Origin of the sequence: Vibrio anguillarum, assembly GCF_003390515.1 — a bacterium.
GTDB classification, from domain to species: domain Bacteria; phylum Pseudomonadota; class Gammaproteobacteria; order Enterobacterales; family Vibrionaceae; genus Vibrio; species Vibrio anguillarum.
Map to the genome: position 1 here is coordinate 1,939,569 of NZ_CP031479.1, position 26,788 is coordinate 1,966,356.

At 44.0% G+C, this 26,788-nt stretch carries 25 protein-coding genes and 1 riboswitch; of the genes, 12 read left to right on the forward strand and 13 right to left on the reverse strand.

All coding sequences use genetic code 11. The features are described from left to right. Window positions 1-2: 2 nt before the first annotated feature. Entirely contained in the window at window positions 3-794 is a 792-nt protein-coding gene (cmoM, locus tag DD616_RS12350; protein WP_208871740.1) for a tRNA uridine 5-oxyacetic acid(34) methyltransferase CmoM, read from the reverse strand. Window positions 795-882: 88 nt separating this feature from the next. Between cmoM and elyC the strand changes: the two genes are divergently transcribed. Further along, a complete protein-coding gene (gene elyC / locus DD616_RS12355) occupies window positions 883-1,707 on the forward strand; it encodes an envelope biogenesis factor ElyC (protein ID WP_013857069.1) in 825 nt (274 codons plus the stop codon). Between the two features lie 125 nt (window positions 1,708-1,832). On the opposite strand, the gene torR is transcribed toward elyC, so the two are convergent. Continuing rightward, window positions 1,833-2,546: a two-component system response regulator TorR gene (gene torR / locus DD616_RS12360; RefSeq protein WP_013857070.1), complete on the reverse strand. Its 714-nt coding sequence runs from the start codon at window positions 2,544-2,546 to the stop codon at window positions 1,833-1,835. A 287-nt stretch (window positions 2,547-2,833) separates the two neighbouring features. Here torR and torD point away from each other — a divergent pair, with 287 nt between their 5' ends. The 5 genes from torD to DD616_RS12385 all read left to right on the forward strand — a co-directional run bounded on the left by torD (window position 2,834) and on the right by DD616_RS12385 (window position 6,862). Next, complete coding sequence (gene torD, locus DD616_RS12365) at window positions 2,834-3,478, forward strand: molecular chaperone TorD (RefSeq protein WP_017044658.1); 645 nt, start codon at window positions 2,834-2,836, stop codon at window positions 3,476-3,478. Between the two features lie 272 nt (window positions 3,479-3,750). Then, on the forward strand, window positions 3,751-4,758 hold the full coding sequence (gene purR / locus DD616_RS12370; RefSeq protein WP_026028025.1) for an HTH-type transcriptional repressor PurR: 1,008 nt from the start codon (window positions 3,751-3,753) through the stop codon (window positions 4,756-4,758). A gap of 161 nt (window positions 4,759-4,919) precedes the next feature. Next, a riboswitch (cyclic di-GMP riboswitch) is annotated at window positions 4,920-5,005 on the forward strand. 114 nt (window positions 5,006-5,119) lie between these two features. Next, on the forward strand, window positions 5,120-5,707 hold the full coding sequence (locus DD616_RS12375; RefSeq protein WP_013857073.1) for a TfoX/Sxy family DNA transformation protein: 588 nt from the start codon (window positions 5,120-5,122) through the stop codon (window positions 5,705-5,707). 148 nt (window positions 5,708-5,855) lie between these two features. Then, window positions 5,856-6,536 carry a TVP38/TMEM64 family protein gene (locus tag DD616_RS12380; RefSeq protein WP_047690896.1) on the forward strand — a complete coding sequence of 227 codons (681 nt, stop codon included), beginning with the start codon at window positions 5,856-5,858 and terminating at the stop codon, window positions 6,534-6,536. An 8-nt stretch (window positions 6,537-6,544) separates the two neighbouring features. After that, window positions 6,545-6,862 carry a putative signal transducing protein gene (locus DD616_RS12385; RefSeq protein ID WP_013857075.1) on the forward strand — a complete coding sequence of 106 codons (318 nt, stop codon included), beginning with the start codon at window positions 6,545-6,547 and terminating at the stop codon, window positions 6,860-6,862. Here DD616_RS12385 and DD616_RS12390 read toward each other — a convergent pair. The 4 genes from DD616_RS12390 to topA form a co-directional block, all read right to left on the reverse strand. Further along, a complete protein-coding gene (locus tag DD616_RS12390) occupies window positions 6,859-7,659 on the reverse strand; it encodes an alpha/beta fold hydrolase (protein ID WP_208871741.1) in 801 nt (266 codons plus the stop codon). The two genes, DD616_RS12385 and DD616_RS12390, sit on opposite strands and share 4 nt — an antisense overlap. 133 nt (window positions 7,660-7,792) lie before the next feature. Beyond that, entirely contained in the window at window positions 7,793-9,247 is a 1,455-nt protein-coding gene (glgA, locus tag DD616_RS12395) for a glycogen synthase GlgA (RefSeq protein ID WP_094147381.1), read from the reverse strand. A gap of 1 nt (window position 9,248) precedes the next feature. Next, the gene (glgC, locus tag DD616_RS12400) at window positions 9,249-10,466 is read right to left on the reverse strand and encodes a glucose-1-phosphate adenylyltransferase (protein ID WP_013857078.1); all 1,218 of its coding nucleotides are present in this window, start codon (window positions 10,464-10,466) and stop codon (window positions 9,249-9,251) included. Between the two features lie 657 nt (window positions 10,467-11,123). After that, window positions 11,124-13,754: a type I DNA topoisomerase gene (gene topA, locus DD616_RS12405; protein WP_170889136.1), complete on the reverse strand. Its 2,631-nt coding sequence runs from the start codon at window positions 13,752-13,754 to the stop codon at window positions 11,124-11,126. A 520-nt stretch (window positions 13,755-14,274) separates the two neighbouring features. Here topA and DD616_RS12410 point away from each other — a divergent pair. Continuing rightward, on the forward strand, window positions 14,275-14,526 hold the full coding sequence (locus DD616_RS12410; RefSeq protein WP_013857082.1) for a YciN family protein: 252 nt from the start codon (window positions 14,275-14,277) through the stop codon (window positions 14,524-14,526). Window positions 14,527-14,586: 60 nt separating this feature from the next. On the opposite strand, the gene aroA is transcribed toward DD616_RS12410, so the two are convergent. Continuing rightward, window positions 14,587-15,867: a 3-phosphoshikimate 1-carboxyvinyltransferase gene (gene aroA, locus DD616_RS12415; protein ID WP_029189739.1), complete on the reverse strand. Its 1,281-nt coding sequence runs from the start codon at window positions 15,865-15,867 to the stop codon at window positions 14,587-14,589. 205 nt (window positions 15,868-16,072) lie between these two features. Between aroA and aat the strand changes: the two genes are divergently transcribed. From aat to infA, 3 genes are all read left to right on the forward strand, one after another. Beyond that, entirely contained in the window at window positions 16,073-16,789 is a 717-nt protein-coding gene (gene aat / locus DD616_RS12420; protein WP_013857084.1) for a leucyl/phenylalanyl-tRNA--protein transferase, read from the forward strand. Window positions 16,790-16,791: 2 nt separating this feature from the next. Continuing rightward, on the forward strand, window positions 16,792-17,490 hold the full coding sequence (locus DD616_RS12425; RefSeq protein ID WP_013857085.1) for an arginyltransferase: 699 nt from the start codon (window positions 16,792-16,794) through the stop codon (window positions 17,488-17,490). Window positions 17,491-17,571: 81 nt separating this feature from the next. Then, entirely contained in the window at window positions 17,572-17,790 is a 219-nt protein-coding gene (gene infA / locus DD616_RS12430; protein ID WP_006075347.1) for a translation initiation factor IF-1, read from the forward strand. Between the two features lie 142 nt (window positions 17,791-17,932). On the opposite strand, the gene clpA is transcribed toward infA, so the two are convergent. Both clpA and clpS read right to left on the reverse strand, forming a co-directional pair. Then, window positions 17,933-20,203: an ATP-dependent Clp protease ATP-binding subunit ClpA gene (clpA, locus tag DD616_RS12435; RefSeq protein WP_013857086.1), complete on the reverse strand. Its 2,271-nt coding sequence runs from the start codon at window positions 20,201-20,203 to the stop codon at window positions 17,933-17,935. Between the two features lie 42 nt (window positions 20,204-20,245). Further along, a complete protein-coding gene (gene clpS, locus DD616_RS12440) occupies window positions 20,246-20,566 on the reverse strand; it encodes an ATP-dependent Clp protease adapter ClpS (RefSeq protein WP_010319243.1) in 321 nt (106 codons plus the stop codon). Between the two features lie 473 nt (window positions 20,567-21,039). Between clpS and cspD the strand changes: the two genes are divergently transcribed. Then, window positions 21,040-21,261 (forward strand): cold shock domain-containing protein CspD, encoded by a 222-nt coding sequence (gene cspD, locus DD616_RS12445; RefSeq protein WP_013857087.1) that lies wholly within the window; start codon window positions 21,040-21,042, stop codon window positions 21,259-21,261. A gap of 79 nt (window positions 21,262-21,340) precedes the next feature. Here cspD and DD616_RS12450 read toward each other — a convergent pair whose 3' ends face one another. Then, window positions 21,341-23,566 carry an NADP-dependent isocitrate dehydrogenase gene (locus tag DD616_RS12450; RefSeq protein ID WP_026028830.1) on the reverse strand — a complete coding sequence of 742 codons (2,226 nt, stop codon included), beginning with the start codon at window positions 23,564-23,566 and terminating at the stop codon, window positions 21,341-21,343. A gap of 361 nt (window positions 23,567-23,927) precedes the next feature. On the opposite strand from DD616_RS12450, the gene DD616_RS12455 reads away from it, so the two are divergent. Continuing rightward, window positions 23,928-24,611 (forward strand): pseudouridine synthase, encoded by a 684-nt coding sequence (locus DD616_RS12455; RefSeq protein ID WP_208871742.1) that lies wholly within the window; start codon window positions 23,928-23,930, stop codon window positions 24,609-24,611. A gap of 50 nt (window positions 24,612-24,661) precedes the next feature. Here DD616_RS12455 and hisIE read toward each other — a convergent pair whose 3' ends face one another. Genes hisIE through hisA form a run of 3 tightly spaced genes read right to left on the reverse strand, consistent with a single transcriptional unit; the run spans window position 24,662 to window position 26,786 of the window. Next, complete coding sequence (hisIE, locus tag DD616_RS12460) at window positions 24,662-25,297, reverse strand: bifunctional phosphoribosyl-AMP cyclohydrolase/phosphoribosyl-ATP diphosphatase HisIE (protein ID WP_017043909.1); 636 nt, start codon at window positions 25,295-25,297, stop codon at window positions 24,662-24,664. Next, window positions 25,294-26,067, reverse strand: a complete 774-nt coding sequence (gene hisF, locus DD616_RS12465) for an imidazole glycerol phosphate synthase subunit HisF (protein WP_017044649.1) — start codon at window positions 26,065-26,067, stop codon at window positions 25,294-25,296. The genes hisIE and hisF overlap by 4 nt, the downstream gene beginning before the upstream one ends. Then, window positions 26,049-26,786: a 1-(5-phosphoribosyl)-5-[(5-phosphoribosylamino)methylideneamino]imidazole-4-carboxamide isomerase gene (gene hisA / locus DD616_RS12470; protein WP_013857092.1), complete on the reverse strand. Its 738-nt coding sequence runs from the start codon at window positions 26,784-26,786 to the stop codon at window positions 26,049-26,051. Before hisA ends, hisF begins: the two co-directional genes overlap by 19 nt. Window positions 26,787-26,788 lie beyond the last annotated feature (2 nt).

A 26,788-nucleotide genomic window follows, 5' to 3' on the forward strand; every position in this document is an offset into this window, starting at 1 on the left:
TGCTATTCCTGCTCTATTTTCTTTTTCGCCCATACATGAATGTATCGACCTAGCGAGAGGTACGGCTCTTGTCTACATAATTGTTGTTCGAGTGCCAGTACATCTTCATATTGGTAGTCACCCATATTTTTCACATTCCCAATATAGTCACTGAATGATCGGATGCCCGATTTTCCACAAATCTCAAATCCTGATTCTTCGACCCATTGATACACTTCTTCAGGTTTTAGCCCTTGCTGAGGCTGGAGCTTAAACCGCTTGCGATGCGGCATGCCCTCCAATACATGGGGAATGTTGCCGCAGACAACATTTTTGTACACCAAGCCATGATGGTTATAGAACATGATTGATGCCATACCACCTGCCCTAACTTGCTCTAACAAATTCTGCAATGCGGGTTTTGGCTCGGCTAACCATTCCATCACCGCGTGAAACAACAACACATCCACTGGCGCACTAAGGTGCGATTGGATGGATTGCACGGAGGAATGTACCAACCGATACTGCTCAAGCAGACCATTTTTGCGGATCTCTTGTTCGGCTAGCTGGAGCATTTCCGAGGATAAATCACACAGCGTGATTTGGTGTCCCAGCTTGGCTATTTTTTGTGACATTTGTGCCAAACCGCCGCCAGCATCAAGCACTTGCAAAGGTTTTGGGTGGTTGCTCAACAAAGCGAGCAGTTGCTCAAGATCTTGCCAAACAATGACTTGACGAATTTCACCTTTGTCAGAGCCGTATATGTTTTTTGCAAATTTGTGGGCAATATCGTCGAAATTCCGGTCTTCAGTCACAGTGGCTTGAGTTATGATAGCGAATCGTGCTGCTATTCTGTCATAGGAATGGCAGGAATAAAGGGGCTTTGTTCCTTTTTATTATCAAGTGGTGTTTTTTCGGACTATTTTGTATATGTTTGAGCTGAAAAAAGTTATTTCCTCATTATTAATGCCTCTTCCGGCAATGCTAATCCTCGGTTTTGTCGGATTAATGCTCATAATGTTCACCGTCAGACGTAAGACTGGCTGTATGTTTGTCCTCTTCTCTTTAGTGGGGATATTTCTTATCTCTTTCCAACCCTTTGCAACGCGCATGTTAATGCCTTTGGAAAGACAATACTCAGCTTTTCTCCCCGTTGATGGCACCATCGATTATGTGATGGTTTTAGGTAGCGGCCACGTAGTGGATGACCAAATCCCGCCGACCTCGGAACTCAGCCGCACTGCGTTGGTACGCTTAAACGAAGGCATACGTGTCATGCGTATGTACCCCGGCTCAAAGTTGATTTTATCAGGCTACTCTGGCGGGTCGGAATTTAGCCATGCTCGCATGCTAGCCGTGGTGGCACTCGCGCTTGGAGTGAATAAATCCGATATTATTTTGCTAGAAACAGCTAAAGATACTTGGGAAGAAGCACGACAAGCCGCCGCCTTTGTTCAACAGCGTAGGCTGGTTTTGGTAACGTCAGCCAGTCATATGGAAAGAGCGTTAAAAGAGTTTAATTCTGCAGGTATTGACCCAATACCTGCGCCAACCAATTTCTTAGCGCAAACGAATATTGAGCAACCTTGGGAAAAATACGCTCCTCGAGCACGTTATTTAGAACAAACCGAGCGTTACTGGTATGAAACGTTAGGGCTGCTGTGGCAAGACTTACGTGATTGGGCCTCCGGGCATGGCGATACAGAATTGGACATCAATAGCAATTAGCAATTGTATTCAACCCAAAACGGAGCCACTTATGTGCTCCGTTTTTCTTGGTAATCGCGGCTACAAAAAATCATGGGAATAAAAAGGCACGGCCCAACGCCAATTTTACACACACGACCACTCAGCTAATCACCAGCGAACATATAACCTTCACCGTGCACAGTCACAAAGATTTGCGGATTCTTGGGATCAAACTCCATCTTCGCCCTCATGCGTCGAATCAGTACATCAATCGTTCGATCGTTAGGTGCATCCACACGGTGGCTGATCATATTTAAAATACGTTCACGGCTAAGGACTTGATTCGGATATGACGACAAGGCAACTAATAGCTCATATTCCGCTTTGGTCAGTTTTACGGGCTCACCATTACGGCTCAGCGCTCGGCGCTGGATATCAAAGGTCCACTCGCTAAAGCGCACTAAATTCGCATTGTGAGATACACCGCTCTCTTCGTTCAGTTTGTTTTTTGCGGTCGAGATCCGCCACAGCAAGTTTTTCACTCTCACCAGCAACTCGCGCAATTCAAAAGGTTTCGTTACGTAATCATCGGCCCCCATTTCAAGACCAACAATCTTATCAATGCTATCCGTGCGCCCTGTCACTAATATGATGCCAATATCAGATTGGCTGCGTAGCTCACGCGTTAACATTAAACCATCTTCACCGGGTAAATTAATGTCTAGCATAATCAGATCTATCGCGCTGTTTTTCAAAGCATCTCTCATCTGAGTACCGCTTTCCGCTTGCGTTACCATATAACCTTCGCTTTGAAAGTATCCAGCTAGCTTACTGCGAGTGACTGCATCATCTTCAACTACTAATACGTGATAGCTCATTTACACCACTTTACTCTATAGAAATGTTCAAACCTCGGCTCGAGATTCTGTACAAAGCCATTCTATTCATAAATAGTCATAATTCTAGTCGTATCACTTTTAAAATTAAGAAAGATGAGAGTTTATTGATTCAAAACAACCTTCCAGACATCCATTAACTTAATGAAAAAATCACTCATATTTTTTCATTTTCTTAGCGACTGCTATTCATTTTTATTAGTTACACTTAGATCAATTACTTTTTAAAAACGATTTTCGCAAAACCACCCCCTTGGAGAGCCAATACCATGCAAGACATCAAAGCTTTTAATGAACAGCGTGCCGAGATTTATTGGTGGCTTTCGAGCTTATTTGTGAAAGAACTTTCGGAGCATGAATTAGAGCAATACTATACGCCCGCTATTCGCACATTTCTTTCAGGATTAGCAGAAAACGCGACACTTAAACCTGCCATTGATAAATTAGTTGATGCACTGAACCGATTGCAAGACAAAGAAGACGCACAGCTTGAGCTCGCAGCCGATTTCTGTGATCTTTTTTTAAAATCCAATAAGGAGTCCGCGCTACCCTATGCCTCAATTTACATTGGAAAATCAGGGTTGCTCAATGACGAACCAGCCAGAGCAATGTCGGATTTGATGGCAGCCCATCACATTGCAGTCAACGATACACTCAACGAACCCGCCGACCACATTGCGATTGAACTGGATTTCTTAGGTAACTTGATCATTCGCTCCAATGAGCTTGAACAAGAGACACACCTTGAACAAGCCTTTACACAGCAGTGTGATTTTATTGAACAACATTTGCTCTCTTGGATCCCACAATTCCATCTTCGCTGCCAACAAATTGATCAATTTGGTTTTTACGGTGCCGCAAGCGAATTGTTGGTCGCGTTTCTTCACTTAGACCGCGACTATTTATCAAACTAATGAGATAACCTGGTTAATACCTATTACTAAATCGGTCAATTGTGACTGTTGACCGATTTATTCGGTGGATTTTTCGTTGCTTGATGGACATTTGCGGACTAGAATCTTGACCGCAAACGATAAAAAATGAATTTAAGATGCAACCGCTGATTAGAGGCGGTTTTTGTGTTTTTACTACTTTTAGGCTTCAATATAACACCGATAGGCCTAATACCGCTGAATTGCTCTTCGTGACTATCACTTTCAGCAGTTATCGACAGGACAGAGAATTTATGGCTACGATTAAAGACGTTGCACGCTTAGCGGGCGTATCAACCACCACGGTATCGCATGTAATCAATAAAACTCGCTTTGTGGCTGAAGCAACCCAAGAACGAGTGATGGAAGCGGTATCAGAGCTTAACTATGCACCAAGTGCAGTCGCTCGCAGCTTAAAATGCAACACCACCCGTACCATTGGTATGTTAGTGACCCAATCGACAAACTTATTTTTTTCTGAGGTTATCGATGGTGTTGAAAGTTACTGCTACCGCCAAGGCTACACACTTATTTTGTGCAATACTGGCGGTATTTACGAGAAGCAACGCGACTACATCCGCATGCTAGCGGAAAAACGTGTCGATGGTATGTTGGTCATGTGCTCGGACCTCACCCAAGAACTGCTTGAGATGCTTGATCGTCATTCAGACATTCCGAAAGTTATCATGGACTGGGGCCCTGAAAGTTCTCAAGCCGATAAAATTATTGATAACTCAGAGGAAGGCGGATATCTCGCCACCAAATACCTTATTGATCATGGCCATACTGACATTGCTTGCTTAAGTGGACACTTCGAAAAAGCGGCGTGCCAAGAGCGTATTCAAGGGTTTAAGCGGGCTCTTGCCGAAGCAAGCCTAACCGTTCATGAAGATTGGATTTTGGAAGGTAACTTCGAGTGTGATACTGCGGTGCTCGCCGCCGACAAGATCGCCGCCATGGACAAGCGCCCAACGGCTGTTTTTTGCTTTAACGATACAATGGCTCTCGGTTTAATGAGTCGCTTGCAACAAAAAGGCATCCGTATTCCTGATGACATGTCTGTTATTGGTTATGACAATATTGAACTTGCTGAGTATTTCTCGCCACCGTTAACCACGGTTCACCAGCCAAAACGACGAGTAGGGAAAAACGCCTTTGAAATCCTATTGGAACGCATTAAAGACAAAGAGCATGAACGTCGTGTGTTTGAGATGCATCCCGAGATTGTTGAACGCAACACAGTAAAAAACATAACGAAATAGTGTCATTATTTAAAGCAAGCGACAAATGTCAATTTTGTGGATTTTCCTATATTCGAGACAGAACGCCGTATTAAATAATAGTAAATTTGGAATGAGCATCACGCAAATAATAAATAAACGTGATGCTCATCCAAAAATTTATATATTCTTACTATTAGAAGTCACGCACAGGGCAAACCATTTGAAAAGATGGGACGCAAAGCCTCCGGCCTAAACCGACTATTCGGTAGGTAGCGGGGTTGCCGATGGCAAATATGCAAACGTTAAGTTTACCCCTTACTGACACTCTTTCTGCATAAGTTTGCTAATCTCTCGGACCTGATTTTGGTGGCGTTTTTCCCATACACCGAGAATTTACAGCATGGATAAACCAGTACTTAAAGATTCAATGCGACTCTTCGAACAACTTGGACGCGTTAAGTCTCGTTCAATGTTTGGCGGCTTCGGCATTTTTGTCGATGACACCATGTTTGCTTTGGTCGTAAACGATAAACTTCATATTCGCGCAGACGATCTATCAACCTCTCGCTTTAAAGAGCAAGGCTATGAGCCCTATATCTATAAAAAACGTGGGTTCCCTGTCGTCACAAAATACTTCGCATTACCTGACAATTGTTGGGAAAACCCTTCGCTTATTTTACGAGATGCTGCTGTCGCACTCGAAATCGCCAAACAAGAACGAGAAGTTCAAGCCCAAACGAAGCCAGAACGCCTAAAAGATCTCCCGAACCTTCGACTCGCCACCGAACGTATGCTTAAGAAAGCAGGGATAGAATCAGTAACGGATTTGCATACAAAGGGGGCTTTGGAAGCCTATAAAGCGATTCAGCAAACCCATTCTTCTTCAATCAGTCTTGAATTGCTATGGGCCCTTGAAGGTGCGATTGAAGGCAAGCATTGGTCGGTTATCCCACAATCTCGACGCGATGAATTAGCTAAAAGCCTTTAACTTCAGAGTAAATAAATCTCTCGATTAAATAATCAAATACGCTCGCATCACCATGCGGGCGTTTTTTTAATCCCGTTTTGAAATATAAATTCGACTTCCTCTGTCTTCTTCACTATATCTAGTAAAATATGTCGTTTTGAGGAATACCATGAATAAAAAACTTCTCTTAGGCTTGGCTTTATTTGCCTTTATTGTCTTTTTGATTGTAAATTTTGGCCAATATCTAACGTTAGATAATGCCAAAGCACAGCAAATGCTATTAAACGAATACATTAGCCAAAACGTGATCAGCGCTGCTTTGATCTATTTTTCACTCTATATTGTGCTCACCGCTTTCTCTATCCCAGGAGCGGCGGTCGTCACGTTACTGGGTGCTGCGCTGTTTGGTTTTTGGACTAGCTTACTGCTTGTCTCCTTTGCCAGCACCATAGGCGCAACTATCGCCTTTTTGAGTAGTCGTTTCTTACTACGTGAATGGATTCAAACAAAATTTGGTCAAAAGCTGCAAACGATTAATCAAGGCGTTGCAAAAGATGGTGCATTTTATCTATTCTCACTGCGCTTAATTCCGGTTTTTCCTTTTTTCTTGATTAATTTATTAATGGGCCTAACACCCATATCAACCGCTCGCTTCTACCTGATTAGCCAACTCGGTATGCTGCCCGGTACTGCCGTTTATCTGAATGCTGGTACTCAACTAGCTGAAATTGAAAGCTTATCCGGTATTGTATCTCCTTCGGTTTTGCTTTCATTTGCTCTATTAGGTCTTTTTCCTATTCTCACCAAGTGGATTATGGCCAGATTGAACAAAAACCCAACTTCCGCCTGAAGTGAATAATGATGAAAATTTGTGTTTCAAACCACCCGATAGAGGCATATATAGTTTGTCAGTATTTACAGCAATTCAATATTCGCTGTGAAGTGAGAGGCGATAACTTATACGGCTTAGGTGGGGAGCTCCCTTTTTCAGAAGAAACCTTGCCCTATATATGGCTGTTGGATGAAACTCAAATTGCCGAGGCTCAAGCACAATTATTGGCCTATCAGATAGAAGAGATAAACGAAGAACCTAACTGGGTTTGTGGACAGTGCAACGAGGAAAATGGGCCGCAGTTTGCAGCCTGCTGGTACTGCGGTTGTTTAGATTCAGACTAACGAGTCTGATGCTGGCGGATGAACTCAATTGAGTGGTGGTTAAACATCTCAGATTGTTCAACATTACACACGTGGCCGCAATCTGGGATCTCTAATAACACACTTTGTCTATGCATTGCCACCATGTCTTTAACGGGTTGAATGAACATATAGTCTCTCTCTCCCATAAGATAAAGAGTGGGAATGGGCAGCTCTTTATCTTTGAAGCATTTCATCAGAGGATTGACTTCGGAAGTCAGCATAAACCAGCGTTTAAACTCTTTTTGGCACAGCTTCTTCGCTTCTCGAATAAAAAGATGCCGTGACTCTTTTTGGTTGCGTTGTGGCATTACAATGTAAGCAAACAGACGATAAAGCCACATGTAAGGAATGATGTGTTTACTCAAATTACCCAACTTTACGAGCACTTGAGAGCGCACATTCAAACGGGTTATCGCTCCACCCAAAACCATAGAGCAAACTCGCCCAGTCGCCATTTCAGCAAGATTACGTACAATAATGGTGCCGAGTGACATTCCAACAAAATGGGCAGACTGAATTTTCAAATGATCGAGCACTTTGAGAATATCAAGAGTGACGGATTTAAACGTGTAACGATTTGCCATCAACTCTTTAAACAGCTGGTTTGACTTGCCATGACCTCGTAAATCAACTAATAACAGGTTGAAATGCTCACGGTACGCTTTGATTTGCTTAAACCAGATGGATGAACTTCCACCTGCACCATGCACAAAAACAACCCATTCATCACTGGTGGGATGCAGGTAGGTCTTATGGAAAAGTAGGCTATGAGACATACAAAACCGTTAATCAGCTTCAATTTGAGAAACGCAAGACTACCATAAAACGGGGGCTGAATAGCAAAAAATCATGCGGGCTCGTTCGGCTAAACAAGTAAGGCGCCAAAGCGCCTTACTTGTTATAAAAACATCAGTCATGAAACGCGAGATGATACATCTTGATGTACTCTTTCGCTGAATCCTGCCAGCTAAAGTTTTGTCGCATCGCCCTCTGCTGAACCTCCAACATAGTTTCGGGATGTTGAAGATAAAACAGCATCGCTCGCTGCATTGCAATAAGCAGTGCTTCTGGAGAAGGATCATGAAAACCAAAGCCGGTCGCTTCTTCAGGAAACTTATCATAATCACGCACGGTGTCTTTTAAACCACCAACTTCACGAACGATGGGCAGCGTGCCATAAGCCATGCTGTAGATCTGATTCAAACCGCAAGCTTCAAATTCTGAAGGCATTAAGAAGAAATCAGAACCGGCTTCAACCAAATGTGCAAAACGATTGCTATAAGCTTCAACAAACGCAAATTTATCAGCATGCTTCGCCGCCATTTTATGTAGCTGAACAGCAACTTCAGGCTCTCCTGTGCCAACAATAATGAGCTGAGCATCATTGCGTAAGAACGACTCTAGTATAGGTAAAATGTAGTGGAAACCTTTTTGGTGGGTGAGTCGACAAACCATCCCAAACAAAGGCAAGTCACGCTGAGGTAATTGCAGCTCCTCTTGCAACATGCGCTTACTCGCCCGTTTGCCCGCTTGAAGTGATTCAGCTTCATCACAGTAGCCAAGAGGAAGAAATTCATCGTTTTGTGGATCCCACTCGCTATAATCACACCCATTAACGATACCGTGCAAATCTCTAGCTCGGTGAACAAAATCATCTACCAACCCATGAGAGCCAAGCGGTGTTAGCAGCTCGGAAGCATAATTAGGGCTAACGGCATTGATTTTGTCAGCAAAGGCAATCCCTGCTCTTAGCATACTGACGTGATCGTGTCCGTAGCGTAAAAATTCCATGCCAGATAAGTTCAATTCTGGGATGATCTCTAATTGATGATAAGAAAAAATACCTTTAAAAATCGCGTTGTGAACGGTCAATACGCTTTTCATATCAGAAAAATAAGCGTCATGCTGGTAACGCGTTTTCAACAAAAATGGAACCAACCCTGTATGCCAATCATTTGCATGGATAATCTGTGGTTTTTTACCGAGCTTAGGTAAAACATCTAGGCTAGCTGCTGAAAAGAAACCAAAACGCTCACCATTATCAGCGTACGCTTGGTTATTTTCACCATACATTTGTGCTCGGCCAAAATATTGTTCACATTCAATTAAGTACACGGCCACTCCATCTAGCTCCATCTGGCGGACCAGATATGCAGTATGAGGCCAATGGGTAAGCTCAGTTTCTAGCACAACAGGAGCATCTGAAATGCCCAATATAGAACGATAAGCAGGTAGCACAATAGCTACCTGATGACCTAACTCTTGCAGTGCTTTAGGCAGTGCTTTGGCCACATCGGCCAAACCACCACTTTTGATCAAACCTTGAGCTTCTGAAACGGTAAACCAAACATCGATTTTTTCCATTCTAGAATCCAACTTTTGTTCCTTTTGCGATAACAACGATGCCCTCATCAGAAACATGGAAACGTTGTCTATCGAGTTCTAAATCTTCACCAATGATAGTACCTGGTGCTATTTCGACATTTTTATCAATAATCGTACGCTTAATTGTACATCCTTCACCAATTTTAACATCACCGAGGATCACGGATTCACTCACTAAAGTGTTGGCTCCGATGTTACTGCGGTAGCCTAGTACCGATTTATAAATTTTCGCACCTTGAATGTAGCTTCCGCCGGAGATCAAGCTGTCGGTGATCTGTACTTTACGATCGTGTGAATCAACAAAGGTTGCAGGTGGCAACGGTGGATAATAAGTGTGGAGAGGCCAGCTACGGTTATACAACGAGAAATCGGCATCATGCTCTAATAGATCCATGTGCGCTGCCCAGTAGGCCTCAATCGTACCAACATCACGCCAGTAAGTTGTGTCTTTTTCGCCTTTGATTTTATTGGTTGAAAAATCATAGACATAAACCTCCCCTTCTGGGAAAAGTTTAGGAATAATATCTTTGCCAAAATCATGGCTGGAGTGATTATCTTCAGCATCACGACGCAGTTCTGCACAGAGTTTATCTGTATCGAATATGTAGTTACCCATAGAAACAAGTGCAAGGTCTGGGTGCCCAGGGATCGCTTTAGGGTTGCAAGGTTTTTCTTCAAAACCGACCATTTTTCCGGCTTCATCAACTTCAATCACACCAAACTGAGACGCTTCTTTCAGCGGCATTCTCAGCGCAGAAACGGTCAGTTTTGCGTCTACACGTTTATGGAAATCGAGCATCTGGCGGATATCCATTTTATAGATATGATCAGAGCCAAAAATACATACTTGGTCGGGGGTAGAGAGTTCAATAAAACGAATATTCTGGTAGATAGCATCCGCAGTACCTTCGTACCAGCGCTTGCCATCACGCATCTGTGCGGGGATTGAATCGATAAACCGATCAGTGATGCCCGAAAGGTTCCAGCCTTTCTTCATATGTAAATACAACGATTGTGATTTAAATTGTGTAAGCACGTAGATACGCATCAAATCCGCGTTTACAAAATTATTCAAAGCAAAATCGATTAAACGATAACTGCCACCAAATGGCACTGCAGGTTTACTACGAGATTCCGTTAAAGGCATCAAGCGCGAGCCTTCGCCACCAGCAAGGATCATTCCTAAAACACCAGCCATTTTAATTCTCCTTATTTCATTCTTATATTTGCATTCCATACCTTAATTTACAGGGGATGTATGGATGCTATCCTTATTGGCCACTTGCAGTGGGCTGTATGAAACTCCCTCACCACCCTAAATGCAATTGGTTGTTTATACGTTATCGAATTAAAGAAATAATACAATTTTAAATACGCTGTTCTGACTTGTCTGAACCCTTTAGTTTGCTAACTCCTAACCTAGCTCACATTTACAGCTCGGTGTAACATATAAACATAACAATGTATTAACTAATCATTTTTATTCACTTTATTGATGCATTCTTAATTTTATATACACTCTCTTTTTATTAAAAATACAACGAATTTATGACGCTATGTTTACTAGGTTAAAGACATAAATATTAATTACACCAAATAGCTCCATTTTAGTTGTTGAACCGACTGAACAATTCACAACATGCTGGTGCAATAGGGCTATCTCCTGTGTACAAGACTCTGAACATCAGACACTCCGCCCGCTCACGGATAGTTAATCAATACTGCCTTACACATGGAATGTCAAAATATTGGCGACACATTTTCCATGAATAGTATGAATAGTTGAACTTGCTCAAACTCCAGCCAAAAAAAAAGTAGCCCGAAGGCTACCTTTTCGCATTGATCACATTAAAGGCTATTTTTTAGCGTTTTTACGCTTATCGGTAATTTCCCACCGCCCATTATCGTACAACGCCGTCCAACCTGAGGGTTTACCATCTATCTCAGTGCGTACATAGTGTTCTTTTGACTTACGACTAAAGCGTACAACCGCCGCCACACCATCAGGATCATGTGTAGGCGCATCCGCTAAGTATTGATACTTTGGTGCTAGGCGCTCTTTAAAACGAGCCAATTCTTCAACCAATGGCGCACGTGTCTCGCGAGATTTCGGGAAATTGCTCGCCGCAAGAAACAGGCCTGAAGCGCCATCACGCAGTACAAAATACGCATCCGAGTTTTCACAAGGCAATTCAGGGAAATGGATAGGATCTTCTTTTGGTGGAGCAACTTCGCCGCTTCTTAAGATCTTACGCGTATTTTTACAGTCATCGCTGGTGCAATCCATGTACTTACCAAAACGGCCATTTTTCAGTACCATGTTTGACCCACACTTGTCACACTCGACAACTGGGCCATCATAGCCTTTAACTTTAAACTCACCGAATTCTACAACGTAACCTTCGCAGTTCGGATTGTTCCCGCACACATGCATTTTACGTGTGTCATCGATTAGATACGCATCCATCGCCGTTTCACAGATAGGACAACGCTTTTTAGCGCGCAGTGCAGCCGTTTCAACATCTTCTTCCAAGACATTGATGACGCCTTCTTCGTCACCTAGGTTAATGGTGGTTTTACAACGCTCTTTAGGCGGCAGTGCATAACCAGAACAACCGAGGAACACCCCTGTAGAGGCTGTACGAATTCCCATTGGACGTGAACATGTCGGACATTGAATGTCGGTCATCACGATGTGGTTGGGTTTCATACCACCTTGTTCTTCATCCAGTTCAGCCGTTTCTAAATCTGCAGTGAAATCTTTAAAGAAATCGTCCAAGACTCCTTTCCAATTTGCAGATCCTGCTGCAATTTGGTCCAGCTTTTCTTCCATTCGCGCGGTGAAGTCATAGTTCATCAAGTCATTGAAACTGTCATCCAGACGATCGGTGACGATTTCACCCATTTTCTCAGCATAAAAACGTCGCTGATCCACTTTCACATAGCCGCGATCTTGAATGGTAGAGATGATAGAAGCATACGTCGATGGTCGGCCTATACCACGCTTTTCAAGCTCTTTTACCAACGCAGCTTCCGTATAACGTGCCGGTGGCTTAGTGAAATGTTGTTTTGGATCTAACGTTTGCAATAACAACGTTTCGCCCACTTTCACTGGAGGTAAAATTTGGTCTTCATTCTTACCCATTGGACGTTGAACTCGTGTCCAACCATCAAATTTAAGGATGCGACCTTTCGCCTTAAGGGTAAATTCTGCCGCTTTCACGCTCACAGTGGTCGAATCGTATTGAGCTGGCGTCATTTGGCAAGCAACAAACTGATTCCAGATTAGCGCGTATAGCTTATGAGCATCCGCTTCCATACCTTGTAAATCATCGGCTTTAACATCCACACTGGATGGACGAATCGCTTCGTGCGCTTCTTGAGCGCCCTGCTTACTTCCATAAGCTAACGGATTCTCAGGTAAGTAGGCTTGTCCAAACTCACTACCAATATAGCTGCGAACCGCTTCAACCGCTTCAGCACTTAAGTTGGTTGAATCGGTACGCATATAAGTGATGTAACCTGCCTCATACAAGCGCTGAGCTAGCATCATCGTTTTCTTCACTCCGTAACCCAAGCGAGTACTGGCTGCTTGCTGTAACGTCGAGGTGATAAAAGGAGCGGAAGGTTTACTGCTGGTTGGGCGGTCTTCACGTTTACACACTTCGTAAGAAGCTTTTTCTAAAATCGAAACCGCTGATTTAGCTTCCGCTTCGTTGACAGGTTTAAACGCTACATCATTTTTTTGCGCAACCAACAGACGGAAATCCGTTTTATCTTGCGTTTTCGTATCAGCATGGATATCCCAGAACTCTTCAGGGACAAACGCGTTAATTTCACGCTCACGCTCAACAAGTAATTTCACCGCCACCGATTGGACGCGACCCGCAGACAAGCCACGCGCCACTTTTTTCCAAAGTAATGGAGAGACCATAAAACCCACCACACGGTCCATGAAACGACGCGCTTGTTGGGCGTTTACACCGTCGATATTCAATTCACCCGGTGTTTGGAAGGCTTGTTGGATTGCATTTTTAGTAATTTCGTTAAATACAACTCGTTTGTATCGCTGTTCATCGCCACCGATGATCTCACGAAGGTGCCAAGCGATGGCCTCTCCTTCGCGGTCCAAATCGGTTGCGAGATAAATGCAGTCGGCATCTTTGGCAAGCTTTTGCAATTCCGCCACTACTTTTTCTTTACCCGGCAAAATTTGGTAATTCGCTTCCCAGCCGTGATAAGGGTCGATGCCCATCTTCTTAATTAACGAACTGCGGTCTTTCTCGCTTTTCAAGCGTGCTTTCTCTTCAGCGCTAAGGTTCTTTGAAGAAGAACTAGGCGTTGCTTTTTTAGCGGTACTTTGACCTGCGGTTGGAAGATCACGAACATGCCCTACGCTCGACTTAACAATAAAATCTTTACCAAGATATTTATTGATCGTTTTAGCCTTGGCTGGCGATTCCACTATAACGAGTGATTTACCCATAATTGACTCAAATGCCCTTAATCATTACGCGAAAGTAAATCGCATGACGTTCTAAATTATTGCTTCTTTTTTTACTATCGAGCCAGTTAACAAGAAGATCAACATGTTTTTTAAAAATAAAATTCAACCACTCAATAATTGGTCAAAATGCAACCAGAGCTCAGTGGCCTATTCTCCGCCAGCCTTCCAACCTAAATTGAAAAGTTTAAAATCGAGTCCTGTGGCGCTTGTGAGCTTGACTTTCATTGCTGCAGCACTCTACTAAACGTGCTTTGGCGCTCATACTAAAGTGAGTATTATCAGTTCGCGAAATAAATCCAATGAAATATGCCGTAAGTCACACATTCTCATTGCATAAAAAATCGGCTTTCTTGACTAAGCTTAGACGTGACTTCTCTCTTTGGTCAAAGCTTGAGAATCCACTCCATCGAATTTTGCGCCGAATTCTATTTGAAATCATTGAAATTACCTACCCTTTTACGGCACTATCCTCGCACATCTACTCATAGGACCGTAAAAGATGAGCGAAAAACAATCTATTACTGAATTTGATTTGTTACTTATTGCAAACCAAATCATTCAAGAACATGACGCTTATATCGTTGGCATGCGCGCCGATAGCGTTGAAGAAAAAGAGGATGTATTAGTTTTTAAAGGCAACTACTTTTTAGACGACAAGGGGCTGCCAACACCTAATACCACTGCGGTATTTAACATGTTCAAGTACCTTGCCTTGCATTTATCAAAGCAATTTACTCTCGTTCAATCGTAATTCTTGATGAAAAAAAGCCTCATTCGAGGCTTTTCATTATTGGGTTTAAACGCTCAATGCCTAGTGGCTTAGTTGCGCAAGCTGTTCAAAATAATCAGGAAACGTTTTCGAAGTACATTTAGGATCATTAATCGTCACTGCGGTATCGCTCAGTGCAACCAGCGAAAAACACATCGCCATTCGATGATCGTCATAAGTGTCGATTGCCGCATGCTGTAATGACGTTGGTGGTGTAATGATAATGTAATCATCCCCTTCCTCAACCTCTGCACCCACTTTACGCAGCTCCGTCGCCATTGCGGCTAAACGATCGGTTTCTTTAACACGCCAATTATATACGTTGCGAATGGCTGTGGTGCCTTTGGCAAATAATGCGGTCGTCGCAATGGTCATAGCCGCATCAGGAATGTGATTAAAATCGAGATCAACCGCATTAAGCTCTCCACGACGAGCGATGACATAATCATTCCCCCATTCGATGACTGCGCCCATTTTTTCTAGCGCATCGGCAAATTGAATATCTCCTTGGATACTGTTTTTACCAATACCAGTAACTTTTACTTCGCCACCTTTGATAGCCGCCGCCGCGAGGAAGTAAGAAGCAGAGGATGCATCTCCTTCCACCAAAAACTGCCCAGGAGAAACATACGATTGCCCAGCTGGGATCACAAATTGAGTGTAGTTATGGTTGATCACTTTTACACCAAACTGCGCCATGATGTGTAACGTGATGTCAATGTAGGGCTTTGAGACTAAGTCACCGACGATGTTGATCGTCATTTCACCATCAGACAGTGGCGCAGCCATTAAAAAGGCGGTCAAAAATTGACTCGAGATTGAACCGTCAATCGCCACGGTTCCAGCTTTAAGGCCGGTTGCCGTAATTTTTAACGGCGGGAAGTCTTCGTTTTCAAGGTACTCAATATCAGCGCCCGCTTCACGTAACGCCGTAACGAGATGACCGATTGGACGCTCTTTCATCCTCGGCTCACCAGTCAAAATGAATTCACCCTGTCCAAGAACTAATGCTGCCGCAAGTGGACGCATTGCCGTCCCTGCATTACCTAAAAACAGCTCAACGGATTGCTCGATGCTAAAAGGCCGACCCAAACCTTTTATCTCACACACCGTTTTGTCGTCTGACAAACGATACTCCACACCAAGTTTTTCTAGTGCGTTGAGCATGTGGCGAATGTCGTCACTGTCTAACAAGTTCGTTAGCTTAGTCGTACCACTTGCCAGAGCGGCAAGCAGTAGCGCTCGGTTTGAGACACTTTTGGAACCGGGTAAATTGACTTGCCCATTAATTTTTTTTATTGGTTGTAACGTGAGGCTTTCCATTCGAGTTGTGTTTCCTTGCATCTTCCAAAGAGCTCCTGTTTGCTCTGGGAAAATGAAAATTCTTCGTACTTGCAGCCTATCTAAAAATAAAAGCGAACTCCAGTACAAATATGGCCTGATAGTAATGATTGGCAAACTATTGAAAAATCCCTACTATCCTCATTCCGTGGCCTTATCTTGATGGTTAACCCAGATCGGATCGAACATGACTATTTACCTTCCTCAACTTGCGCTTGATGATTTCTCTTTTCCTTCCGCTGATGAGGCGCTAGAAGAGCCAAATGGACTGCTCGCGTTTGGTGGAGATTTACAACCAGAACGTATTTATAATGCTTATCGACACGGAATTTTTCCTTGGTATGGCCCACAAGAGCCTATTCTTTGGTGGAGCCCCGCTCCACGAGCTGTGTTTAACCCACAAACTTTTTCTCCAGCTAAAAGCGTTAAAAAATTCCAGCGAAAACATCAATATAAAATAAGCCTTAACCATGCAACTAAAGAGGTAATTACAAGTTGCGCCAACGTAAGACCCGCAGATCAAACTTGGCTAAATGAAGAGATGCGCAGCGCCTACCTCGCCCTTGCGGCTTCTGGCCGTTGTCATTCGGTTGAGGTGTGGCAGGAAGATAAATTGATCGGCGGGCTCTATGGCATACAAATGGGCCAAATGTTTTGCGGTGAGTCGATGTTTAGTATCAAAGCCAATGCATCAAAAATTGCGCTTTGGTATTTTTGCCAGCATTTTCAATCACACGGTGGACAGTTGATTGATTGTCAGGTGATGAATCCGCATCTGGCATCATTGGGAGCTTTCGAATTAGAGCGCGACGATTTTCTCAAATCCTTGCTATCTTTTAGAGATAGCTCTGTCGATGAGCGCTGCTTTACACCCCAGTGGATCACCTTGCCTAATGAAGGATAACCATGAGCTCAGATTTACAGCAAATACGCATCGGTTTAACCAATAACCACCCTTGTAGCTATTTAAAAGATAGGCAAGAACGTGTCGCTGTGACTTTAGACTCCGCCATGCAATCGCCTGAGAATTATGAAATTCTACTCGCAAATGGTTTTCGACGCAGTGGGGATACCATTTACAAACCTCACTGTGACAATTGCAACTCCTGCCAAGCATTGCGTGTTTTTGTTGACCAAGTCAAGCTATCAACCAGCCAAAAGCGGTTACTCAAAAAGGCACACGCTTTTCAGTGGCAGCTGAAACCGACCATGGATTCGGGTTGGTTTGCACTCTATGCCCGCTATATTGAAGCGCGACATAAAGAGGGCAGCATGTATCCTCCCAACGAGCAGGAGTTTGAAACCTTTTCCGCTTGTCGTTGGCTAGATACTCAATACCTGCATATTTATCAAAATGGACAGCTGGTCGCGATTGCGGTGACGGATATTTTACAAAACAGTGCCAGTGCCTTTTATACCTTTTATGATCCAGAGTCAGATCTGTCACTCGGGACACTTGGCGTTTTATTTCAACTGCAATATTGCCAAGCCACACAGAAACAATGGTTATATTTGGGTTATCAAATTGATGAATGCCCAGCAATGAACTACAAAGTACGCTTTGAGCGCCATCAAAAGCTAGTAAATCAACGTTGGCAAGGGTAGAATACGCCCCAACTTTACATATTTATCTTTTAGCGGCAGAATGCGTCCGTTAAAAATCGCCAAGTTTCTAAAGAGGATTAAATGGCTAAAGAAGACGTAATTGAGATGCAAGGCACTGTCCTTGATACTCTTCCAAACACAATGTTCCGTGTTGAGCTAGAAAACGGCCACGTAGTAACAGCTCACATCTCTGGTAAAATGCGTAAGAACTACATTCGTATTCTTACTGGTGACAAAGTAACTGTAGAGATGACTCCATACGACCTAACTAAAGGCCGCATCGTCTTCCGTGCTCGTTAATCTCTGATTTTCGAACGCAACAAAAAACGGAGCTAAATGCTCCGTTTTTTGTTGCTTATAGAACTGGATTAAATGCAATGCATAGAACAAAGCACGCCTCAGCGTGCTTTTGTTATTAGGTGATAAGCATCGGGATTACCGATTAGTGAACCGCTTCTTCACGAGAACCAATATACTTAAACTTAAGCTCTTCGCCATCTAAATCCACTTTCACTGTGCCACCATCGACCAACGAGCCAAACAACAACTCATTCGCTAATGGCTTTTTCAGCTTATCCTGAATCACGCGGCCCATCGGACGAGCGCCCATCTCAATATCGTAGCCTTTCACAGCAAGCCAATGACGAGCATCCTCAGAAACCTCTAACGATACACCTCTCGCATCGAGTTGAGCTTGTAGTTCAACAATAAACTTATCAACCACTTGATGGATTACACGCTCATCCAAACGATTAAACCAGATGATGTTATCTAAACGGTTACGAAATTCGGGTGTGAATACTTTCTTAATCTCTGACATCGCATCAAAACTATTGTCTTGTTGGATAAGACCAATCGATTTTTTCACTGTCTCTGCAACACCTGCGTTGGTTGTCATCACCAAAATGATGTTACGGAAATCTGCTTTTCGTCCATTGTTATCCGTTAAAGTGCCGTTATCCATGACTTGAAGTAGCAAGTTGAAAATATCAGGGTGCGCTTTCTCAATCTCATCAAGTAGCACCACTGAATGTGGATGTTTAATCACAGCATCAGTTAGCAAGCCACCTTGGTCATACCCAACATAACCAGGAGGAGCACCAATTAAACGACTCACTGAGTGGCGTTCACCATACTCAGACATATCAAAACGCAGCAGCTCAATGCCAAGTAGCTTCGATAACTGCACTGTCACTTCTGTTTTACCCACGCCTGTTGGCCCTGCAAACAAGAATGAGCCCACCGGTTTATTGTCAGCACCTAAGCCAGCGCGTGAGAGTTTGATCGCCTCACTCAATACATCGATAGCGTCATCTTGTCCAAATACCAACATTTTCATTTTTCTATCAAGGTGCTGCAAAATATCTTTATCGGAAGAAGAGACCGATTTTTCTGGAATACGCGCCATTTTAGCAACCATAGCTTCAATATCGGCCACTCCAACGGTTTTCTTGCGGCGACTTGCTGGTGCCAACCTTGAACGTGCTCCCGCTTCATCAATCACATCAATCGCTTTATCTGGCAAATGACGTTCATTGATGTATTTTGCAGAAAGCTCTACGGCCGCACGTAACGCTTTATTGGTGTAACGTACATCATGGTGCGCCTCGTATTTTGTTTTCAGACCCATAAGTATTTTAGTGGTGTCATCCAACGATGGCTCGACCACATCGATTTTTTGAAAACGACGAGCCAGCGCGCGCTCTTTTTCAAAGATGTTGTTGTACTCTTGATAAGTCGTTGAGCCGATGCAGCGCAATTTACCGCTGCTAAGCAGAGGTTTGATTAAGTTAGCCGCATCCACCTGACCACCAGAAGCGGCACCCGCACCGATGATGGTATGAATTTCATCAATAAATAGGATCGCGTCCTGCTCTTTTTCAAGCTGTTTCAAAATGGTTTTAAAACGCTTTTCAAAATCGCCACGATACTTAGTTCCAGCGAGCAATGAGCCAATATCCAGTGAATAAATAACGCTATTTTGAATGATTTCAGGCACTTGGCCTTCCACAATACGCCACGCCAGCCCTTCGGCAATCGCCGTTTTACCGACTCCCGCTTCTCCCACTAACAGCGGATTATTTTTACGGCGACGACACAACACTTGAATGGTTCGTTCTAGCTCTTTATCACGCCCAATTAGCGGATCAATCAACCCTTGCTTTGCCAATTGGTTGAGGTTGCTGGCAAAGCTTTCCAAACGTTCATCAGAACTGACTTCATCAGCTGATTCGCTGCTAAAAGAGTCGGAAGAGGCTGAATTATCACTTGCGCTGGAAGCTTTAGTGATGCCGTGCGAAATGTAGTTGACGATATCTAAGCGACTGATGTCATTTTTTTTCAGTAGGTAAGCCGCGTGTGACTCCTGCTCACTAAAGATTGCAACCAGTACATTCGCCCCTGTGACTTCATTGCGGCCAGAGGATTGCACATGAAATACAGCACGTTGCAGCACACGTTGAAAACTCAATGTAGGTTGCGTTTCACGTGTTTCGTCACTTTCAGGAATAAGAGGTGTGGTTTGATCAATAAAAATATCAAGCTCTTGGCGTAAGGCATCCAAATCCGCTTGGCAGGCTAATAAGGCCTCTCTGGCTGCATCATTTTCTAATAACGCAAGTAGGAGGTGCTCGACGGTCATGAATTCATGTCTTTTGTCTCGCGCTCGAGCGAACGCGCCGTTTAGACTCGACTCTAGTTCTTTATTAAGCATAAGTACCTCCTTAAGGAACCACTTTGTTGCTCCAGCAAGCGACTACGCTTGCTCCATAGTACAAAGCAGTGGATGCTCATTTTCCCTTGAGTACAAAGTAACTTGAGCTACTTTGGTCTCTGCAATCTCAGCACTGAACGTGCCACAAATTGCTTTCCCTTCATAATGCACCTTGAGCATTATCTGTGTTGCTTTGTCGATATCCATCGAGAAGAATCGCTCAAGGATTTCAATCACAAACTCCATCGGCGTGTAGTCATCGTTATTAAGAACTACGTTGTACATCGCTGGTGGTTTAATTGCTGTCTTCTCTTTCTCCAGAAGATCTGAGTCTGGAGTCACCCATTCAAAATGTTTACTCATGATGACCGTATTTAGAGTGCTTCTCTACCTAGTGGAACCGTGTGCCTCTCAGTAACCATTGTGTCGTTCGAATCTATTAATGTTATTAGTGCTACCGACACAGTTGAAAAACAACCCTTACTTAGAGACTAATGCAGCAATTGTATCGCTGCAAATAAAACATTGCTATTCCGAACTATCAACGGCGTAGTTGATTAAAAAGAAAACAAAAGCAACTGCTTTCTTTAACTATTTCATTCTTAACGCCCTATTTAATCGTTACAACAATGTAAACCTTAAAAGTGATTTATTTGCAAATATGTCGAGTATCATACCTTTTGCCTATTGACTGCGCCGAATCATTGACTACATTGGTCAATTAGTGACTAAAAATTTGGCAGCGGCTGAATTGATATTCACATTCGGGTAACGTTTTTAGGATAAGTTTCTCGATAACAACATCAGTAACTAAAATGCAATGAGGGATGTAAAGCATGGCTACAGGTACAGTAAAATGGTTTAACAACGCCAAAGGATTTGGGTTTATTTGTCCAGAAGGTGAGGATACCGATATTTTTGCTCACTATTCAACCATTCAAATGGAAGGCTACCGCACACTCAAAGCGGGCCAACAAGTTTCCTACGAAATTGAACAGGGGCCGAAAGGTTATCACGCTAGCGCTGTTGTTCCAATCGAAGGTCAACTTGCAAAATAATCGCTGCCAAACGTGTATTTGATGAAAAACCCGCCGAACTGGCGGGTTTTTTTATTGCTTAGAGGTGAATAACTGAAGGTTAAGCGCCAATGATCGCGTTCAAGGTTTGGCTTGGACGCATTAGTGCTGATGCTTTTTCAAACACTGGCGCATAGTAACCACCCAAATCACCCGGAGTACCTTGTGCCTGATTCAGCTCAGAGACGATAACCTGTTCATTTTCTTGTAGCTGCTTCGCAATCGGTGCGAATTCCGCCGCTAAATCAGCATCCGCCGTCTGCTCTGCTAAGGCCTCAGCCCAATAGGTTGCAAGATAGTAGTGACTGCCACGGTTATCAAGCTCACCAACTCTGCGCGATGGTGATTTATTGAGATCAAGGAACTTACCTGTGGCTTTATCAAGCGCATCGGCTAGTACTTTCGCTTTCGCATTTCCAGTGACAACACTCAAATGTTCCAAAGACGCCGCCAGCGCCAAAAATTCGCCTAACGAATCCCAACGCAAGTGGTTTTCTTTCTCAACCTGCTGAACGTGTTTTGGCGCAGAGCCACCAGCACCTGTTTCAAACAAGCCACCGCCATTCATCAAGGGAACAATCGACAACATTTTAGCCGAAGTACCGAGCTCAAGAATGGGGAATAGATCCGTGAGGTAATCACGCAGTACGTTACCCGTAACTGAGATGGTATCTTTACCCGCTTTGAGACGCTCAAGTGTGAACAGAGTCGCTTCAACGGGTGATAGGATCTGAATATCTAAGCCAGCCGTATCATGATCAGCAAGGTAGACGTTGACTTTTTTGATCAATTCACGGTCATGCGCACGCTGATCGTCTAACCAGAAAATCGCAGGAACGCCAGTAGCTCTGGCACGAGTCACGGCCAGTTTCACCCAATCTTGGATCGGTGCATCTTTCACTTGGCACATGCGGAAAATATCACCAGCTTCAACAGCTTGCTCTAGCAATACTTTGCCGGAGGTATCCACAACACGTACCGAACCCGCAGCATCGAGGATAAAGGTTTTATCGTGCGATCCATATTCTTCAGCTTTTTGCGCCATAAGGCCCACGTTTGGCACACTGCCCATCGTGGTGGGATCAAATGCGCCGTGCTTTTTACAAAAATCAATCACCGCTTGATAAACGCCAGCGTAGCAGCGATCGGGGATCAGTGCTTTGGTGTCTTGTTGCTTGCCATCTGGCCCCCACATTTGACCAGAAGCGCGCAGCATTGCTGGCATTGACGCATCAACAATGATATCGCTTGGGACATGTAGGTTAGTAATACCTCGGTCAGAATCGACCATAGCAAGCGGTGGCTGCGTGTTATAAACCGCTTGAATCGCGGCTTCAATTTCTTCTTTCTGTGCTTGTGGTAATGCTTGTATTTTCGCGTAAACATCGCCTAGGCCATTGTTGACATCAACACCTAATGAATCAAACAACGCGCCATACTTCGCAAATACGTCTTTGTAGTACACTTTAACGGCATGGCCGAAAATGACTGGGTCAGACACTTTCATCATGGTTGCTTTCATGTGCAAGGAAAGCAGCACATCTTGCTGTTTCGCTGCTGCGATTTGTTGCTCGAAAAACTCAACTAACGCTTTTTTGCTTAGAACTGAAGCATCGATAATTTCTTTATCAAGCAGCGCAAACTCTTTCTTTAAGACTTTAGTCGAGCCATCATGGCCGACAAACTCAATTTTGACCTTAGTGTCACCTTCAATGGTGACTGACTTTTCTGTTCCATAGAAATCTTTGTCTTGCATGCTGGCAACATGTGAACGGGATTGCGGTGACCATGCGCCCATTGAATGTGGGTTTTTCTTCGCATAATTCTTGACTGATAATGGTGCGCGGCGATCGGAGTTTCCTTCACGCAACACAGGGTTAACCGCACTACCTTTGATTTTATCGTAAGTCGCTTTAATCGCTTCTTCTTCGTAGGTACTTGGTTCTTCAGGATAATTTGGTAGGTCGTAACCTTTTTCCTGCAACTCTTTAATCGCGGCTTTCAATTGTGGAACCGATGCAGAAACGTTAGGCAGTTTAATAATATTCGCTTCTGGTTTGGTCGCCAGTTCACCTAATTCGGCAAGCGCATCACTTACACGTTGATTTTCTTTTAAATGTTCTGGGAAGCTGGCAAGGATACGCGCAGCCAGTGAAATATCGCGGGTTTCAACGCTAATGCCTGACGAGGCGGTAAAGGATTGGATAATCGGCAATAAAGAATAAGTGGCCAGTGCTGGTGCTTCGTCTGTGATGGTATAAATAATTGTAGGTTTTTCTGTAGGCATGAAAAATTTCCCTATTTGTTCTAGCAGCACCATTGGATGAAACAGCGCTGTGTGATTGTCCGTGTCAAGTGGGTTAGCATCCTCGCGACTTGAACACGATAGCGTCACTCTTTCAAAAACTGAATCGAATGTCGTTGAGCGTTATCCGATTTTAGTCATTGAGTGAAAATACGTATACACCCAAACCCTTTATTGATACTGAATCCAAATAGCATGGGTTGAGTATAATTAAACAAAACTAGGATAATAGTCTATTATCTTGTGCGTCAATCCTGTTTCTGGGCGCGCAAATCATAGCTTAAATCCAAAGTTCAGAAAACTTTCAAACACACTTCATTTACATTTTTGCAAGGTAGTTAACATGTCATCCCGCTTGCGTCGTGATTCTTCATCAGTATCAAAACCCTCTGGCTCTTCTCATTTTAAACGGCGCGATCCACATCAGCGTTCAACCGCCCGCTCCTCTTCATCTGCAGAAGAGGTAAAAAAACGAATATCACTTGCTGATCGAAAAGTCATCATCTTTAATAAGCCTTTTGATACACTAAGCCAGTTTACTGATGGTGATGGGCGCAAAACTCTCGCTGATTTTATTCCCGTAAAAGAGGTGTATGCCGCAGGTCGCTTGGACAGAGACAGCGAAGGTTTGATGGTGCTCACCAATGACGGCATCTTGCAAGCAAGACTAACGCAGCCGCAGTCAAAATTACCAAAAACGTATTGGGTTCAAGTAGAAGGAGAACCCGCTCAAAACGATTTAGATAAATTGCGCCAAGGTGTAGAGCTAAAAGATGGCATGACGCTGCCTGCCAAGGTTGAGATTTTGCAACCGCCTACCTTGTGGGAACGTAATCCACCGGTTCGTTTTCGCGCACAAATCCCAACCACATGGCTTGCGATTACCATTACTGAAGGTAAAAACCGGCAAGTACGACGTATGACAGCGCATATTGGCTTTCCAACACTGCGCTTAGTGCGCTACGCGATGGGCGACATTGTTTTAGGCGATCTACAACCCGGTGAGTGGAAAGAAATTACCCTCTAACACCGCTCTCAAAAAACGGAAGCCTCTTTATTTAAGAGGCTTCACTGTGTTTATTTATGGCGTTCTTTAAGCTTATCAATCACATCACTCAACGCCAATCCTTGGTCTTGCAATAGCACCAATAAGTGATAAATCAAATCAGCAGACTCACACACTAACTCCGCCTTATCGCCCGACGTCGCCGCAAGTGCAACTTCAACGCCCTCTTCGCCCACTTTCTGCGAAATACGCTTTGTTCCACGGGCATAAAGGCTAGCGGTGTAAGAGGAATCAGGGTCGGCACTCTTGCGGGCAGCCAATAGCTGCTCAAGCTGATGAAGCCACACCATTTGAGACTCTTCTTGTGCATCGTTATCCCAACAGGTTGTGGTTCCAGTATGGCACGTTGGCCCAATGGGATTCACTTTGACCAATAAAGTGTCGTTATCACAATCGAGCGCCATGTTTTTTAACTGTAACACATGACCAGAGGTCTCTCCTTTGGTCCAAAGCCGCTGTTTGCTGCGAGAAAAGAACGTCACTTGGCCTGTTTGCGCGGTTTTTTGCAACGCATCTTGGTTCATGTAACCCATCATAAGCACTTGACTTGATTGAAAATCTTGCACTATCGCCGGAACAAGGCCATCAACTTTGTTCCAATCAATACGCTCAGAAAGTGCAACCGCACTCGATACTTGAAAACTCATCGTCTTACCTCTACACCTTCTGCTTGTAAATATTGTTTTAATTCGCCGATATTGATGATCTGCTTGTGAAAAACCGATGCCGCCAACGCGCCATCGACATGAGCTTGTTGGTAAGCTTGCGCAAAGTGCTCCATCGTTCCCGCCCCGCCAGAAGCGATAAGTGGCACGCGACACACAGCACGTACCTTCTGGAGTTGCTGTAGATCATAACCATTACGCACGCCGTCTTGGTTCATCATATTCAATACGATTTCACCCGCACCACGTTTTTGTACCTCTTGTACCCAATCGCAAGTTTGCCACTGTGTTGCTTTGGTGCGCGTCTCATCGCCAGTAAATTGATAGACCTGATACTGACCCGTTTCTTGATCGAAGTAAGAGTCAATGCCGACCACAATACATTGCACGCCAAATTTATCCGCCAAGTCAGTAATCAACTGTGGGTTAGCGAGTGCTGGAGAGTTAATGGAGACTTTATCTGCACCAAATTCTAAAATTCGTGCAGCATCTTCGGCAGATTTAATACCGCCCGCGACGCAAAATGGAATATCAATCACTGCCGCGACACGCGCAACCCAACTTTTATCCACCACTCGGCCATCACTCGACGCGGTAATGTCATAAAATACCAACTCATCCGCACCCTCTTCGGCGTAGCGTTTTGCAAGCGGTACGATATCACCAATGATTTCGTGATTGCGAAACTGCACCCCTTTCACTACTTGTCCATCGCGGACATCCAAACAAGGAATTATGCGTTTTGCCAACATTCGAATGCCTCCTGAGCGGTGAACTTACCATCTAATAAGGCACGACCGACAATCACGCCTGCGACGCCACTGCCTGTTAAGGCTTTGATGTCCGCTAAGCTACCGATACCACCTGAGGATTGAAACTGTACTTGTGGGTACTGTTTGCATAAATCGATATACAATTCAACGTTAGAACCGGCTAGTGTGCCATCGCGGGAAATATCAGTGCACAATACGTGCGTCAAACCAACCGTTAGGTAATCATCAATCAAGGCTTCTATCGTTACACCTGAATCTTCTTGCCAACCTGAAATGGCCACTTTACGTGTGCCGTCTTGATCAATGTTGATGTCTAGCGCTAGCACAATTTTTTCTGCGCCATACTTTTCCATCCATCCTTTGACTAATTCAGGCTGTTTTACGGCCGTAGAACCGACAACCACGCGCTGCGCACCCGCATTTAATAAATCCACCACATCTTGCTCACTACGCACACCGCCACCAATTTGAATATTGGCAGGGGTACTGGCAAGCAGTTTGGCAATCAGATCAAGCTGTCGGGCTGAGGTATCTTTTGCACCCGTTAAATCGACAAGGTGCAACCAGTTAGCTCCAGCCTGATGATAGAGGCGAAACTGCTCTGCAGGGTCCACTTTGTATTCGGTAACTTGACCATAATCGCCTTGAAATAAGCGAACCACTTGGCCATCAATTAAATCTAATGCTGGAATAATCATTG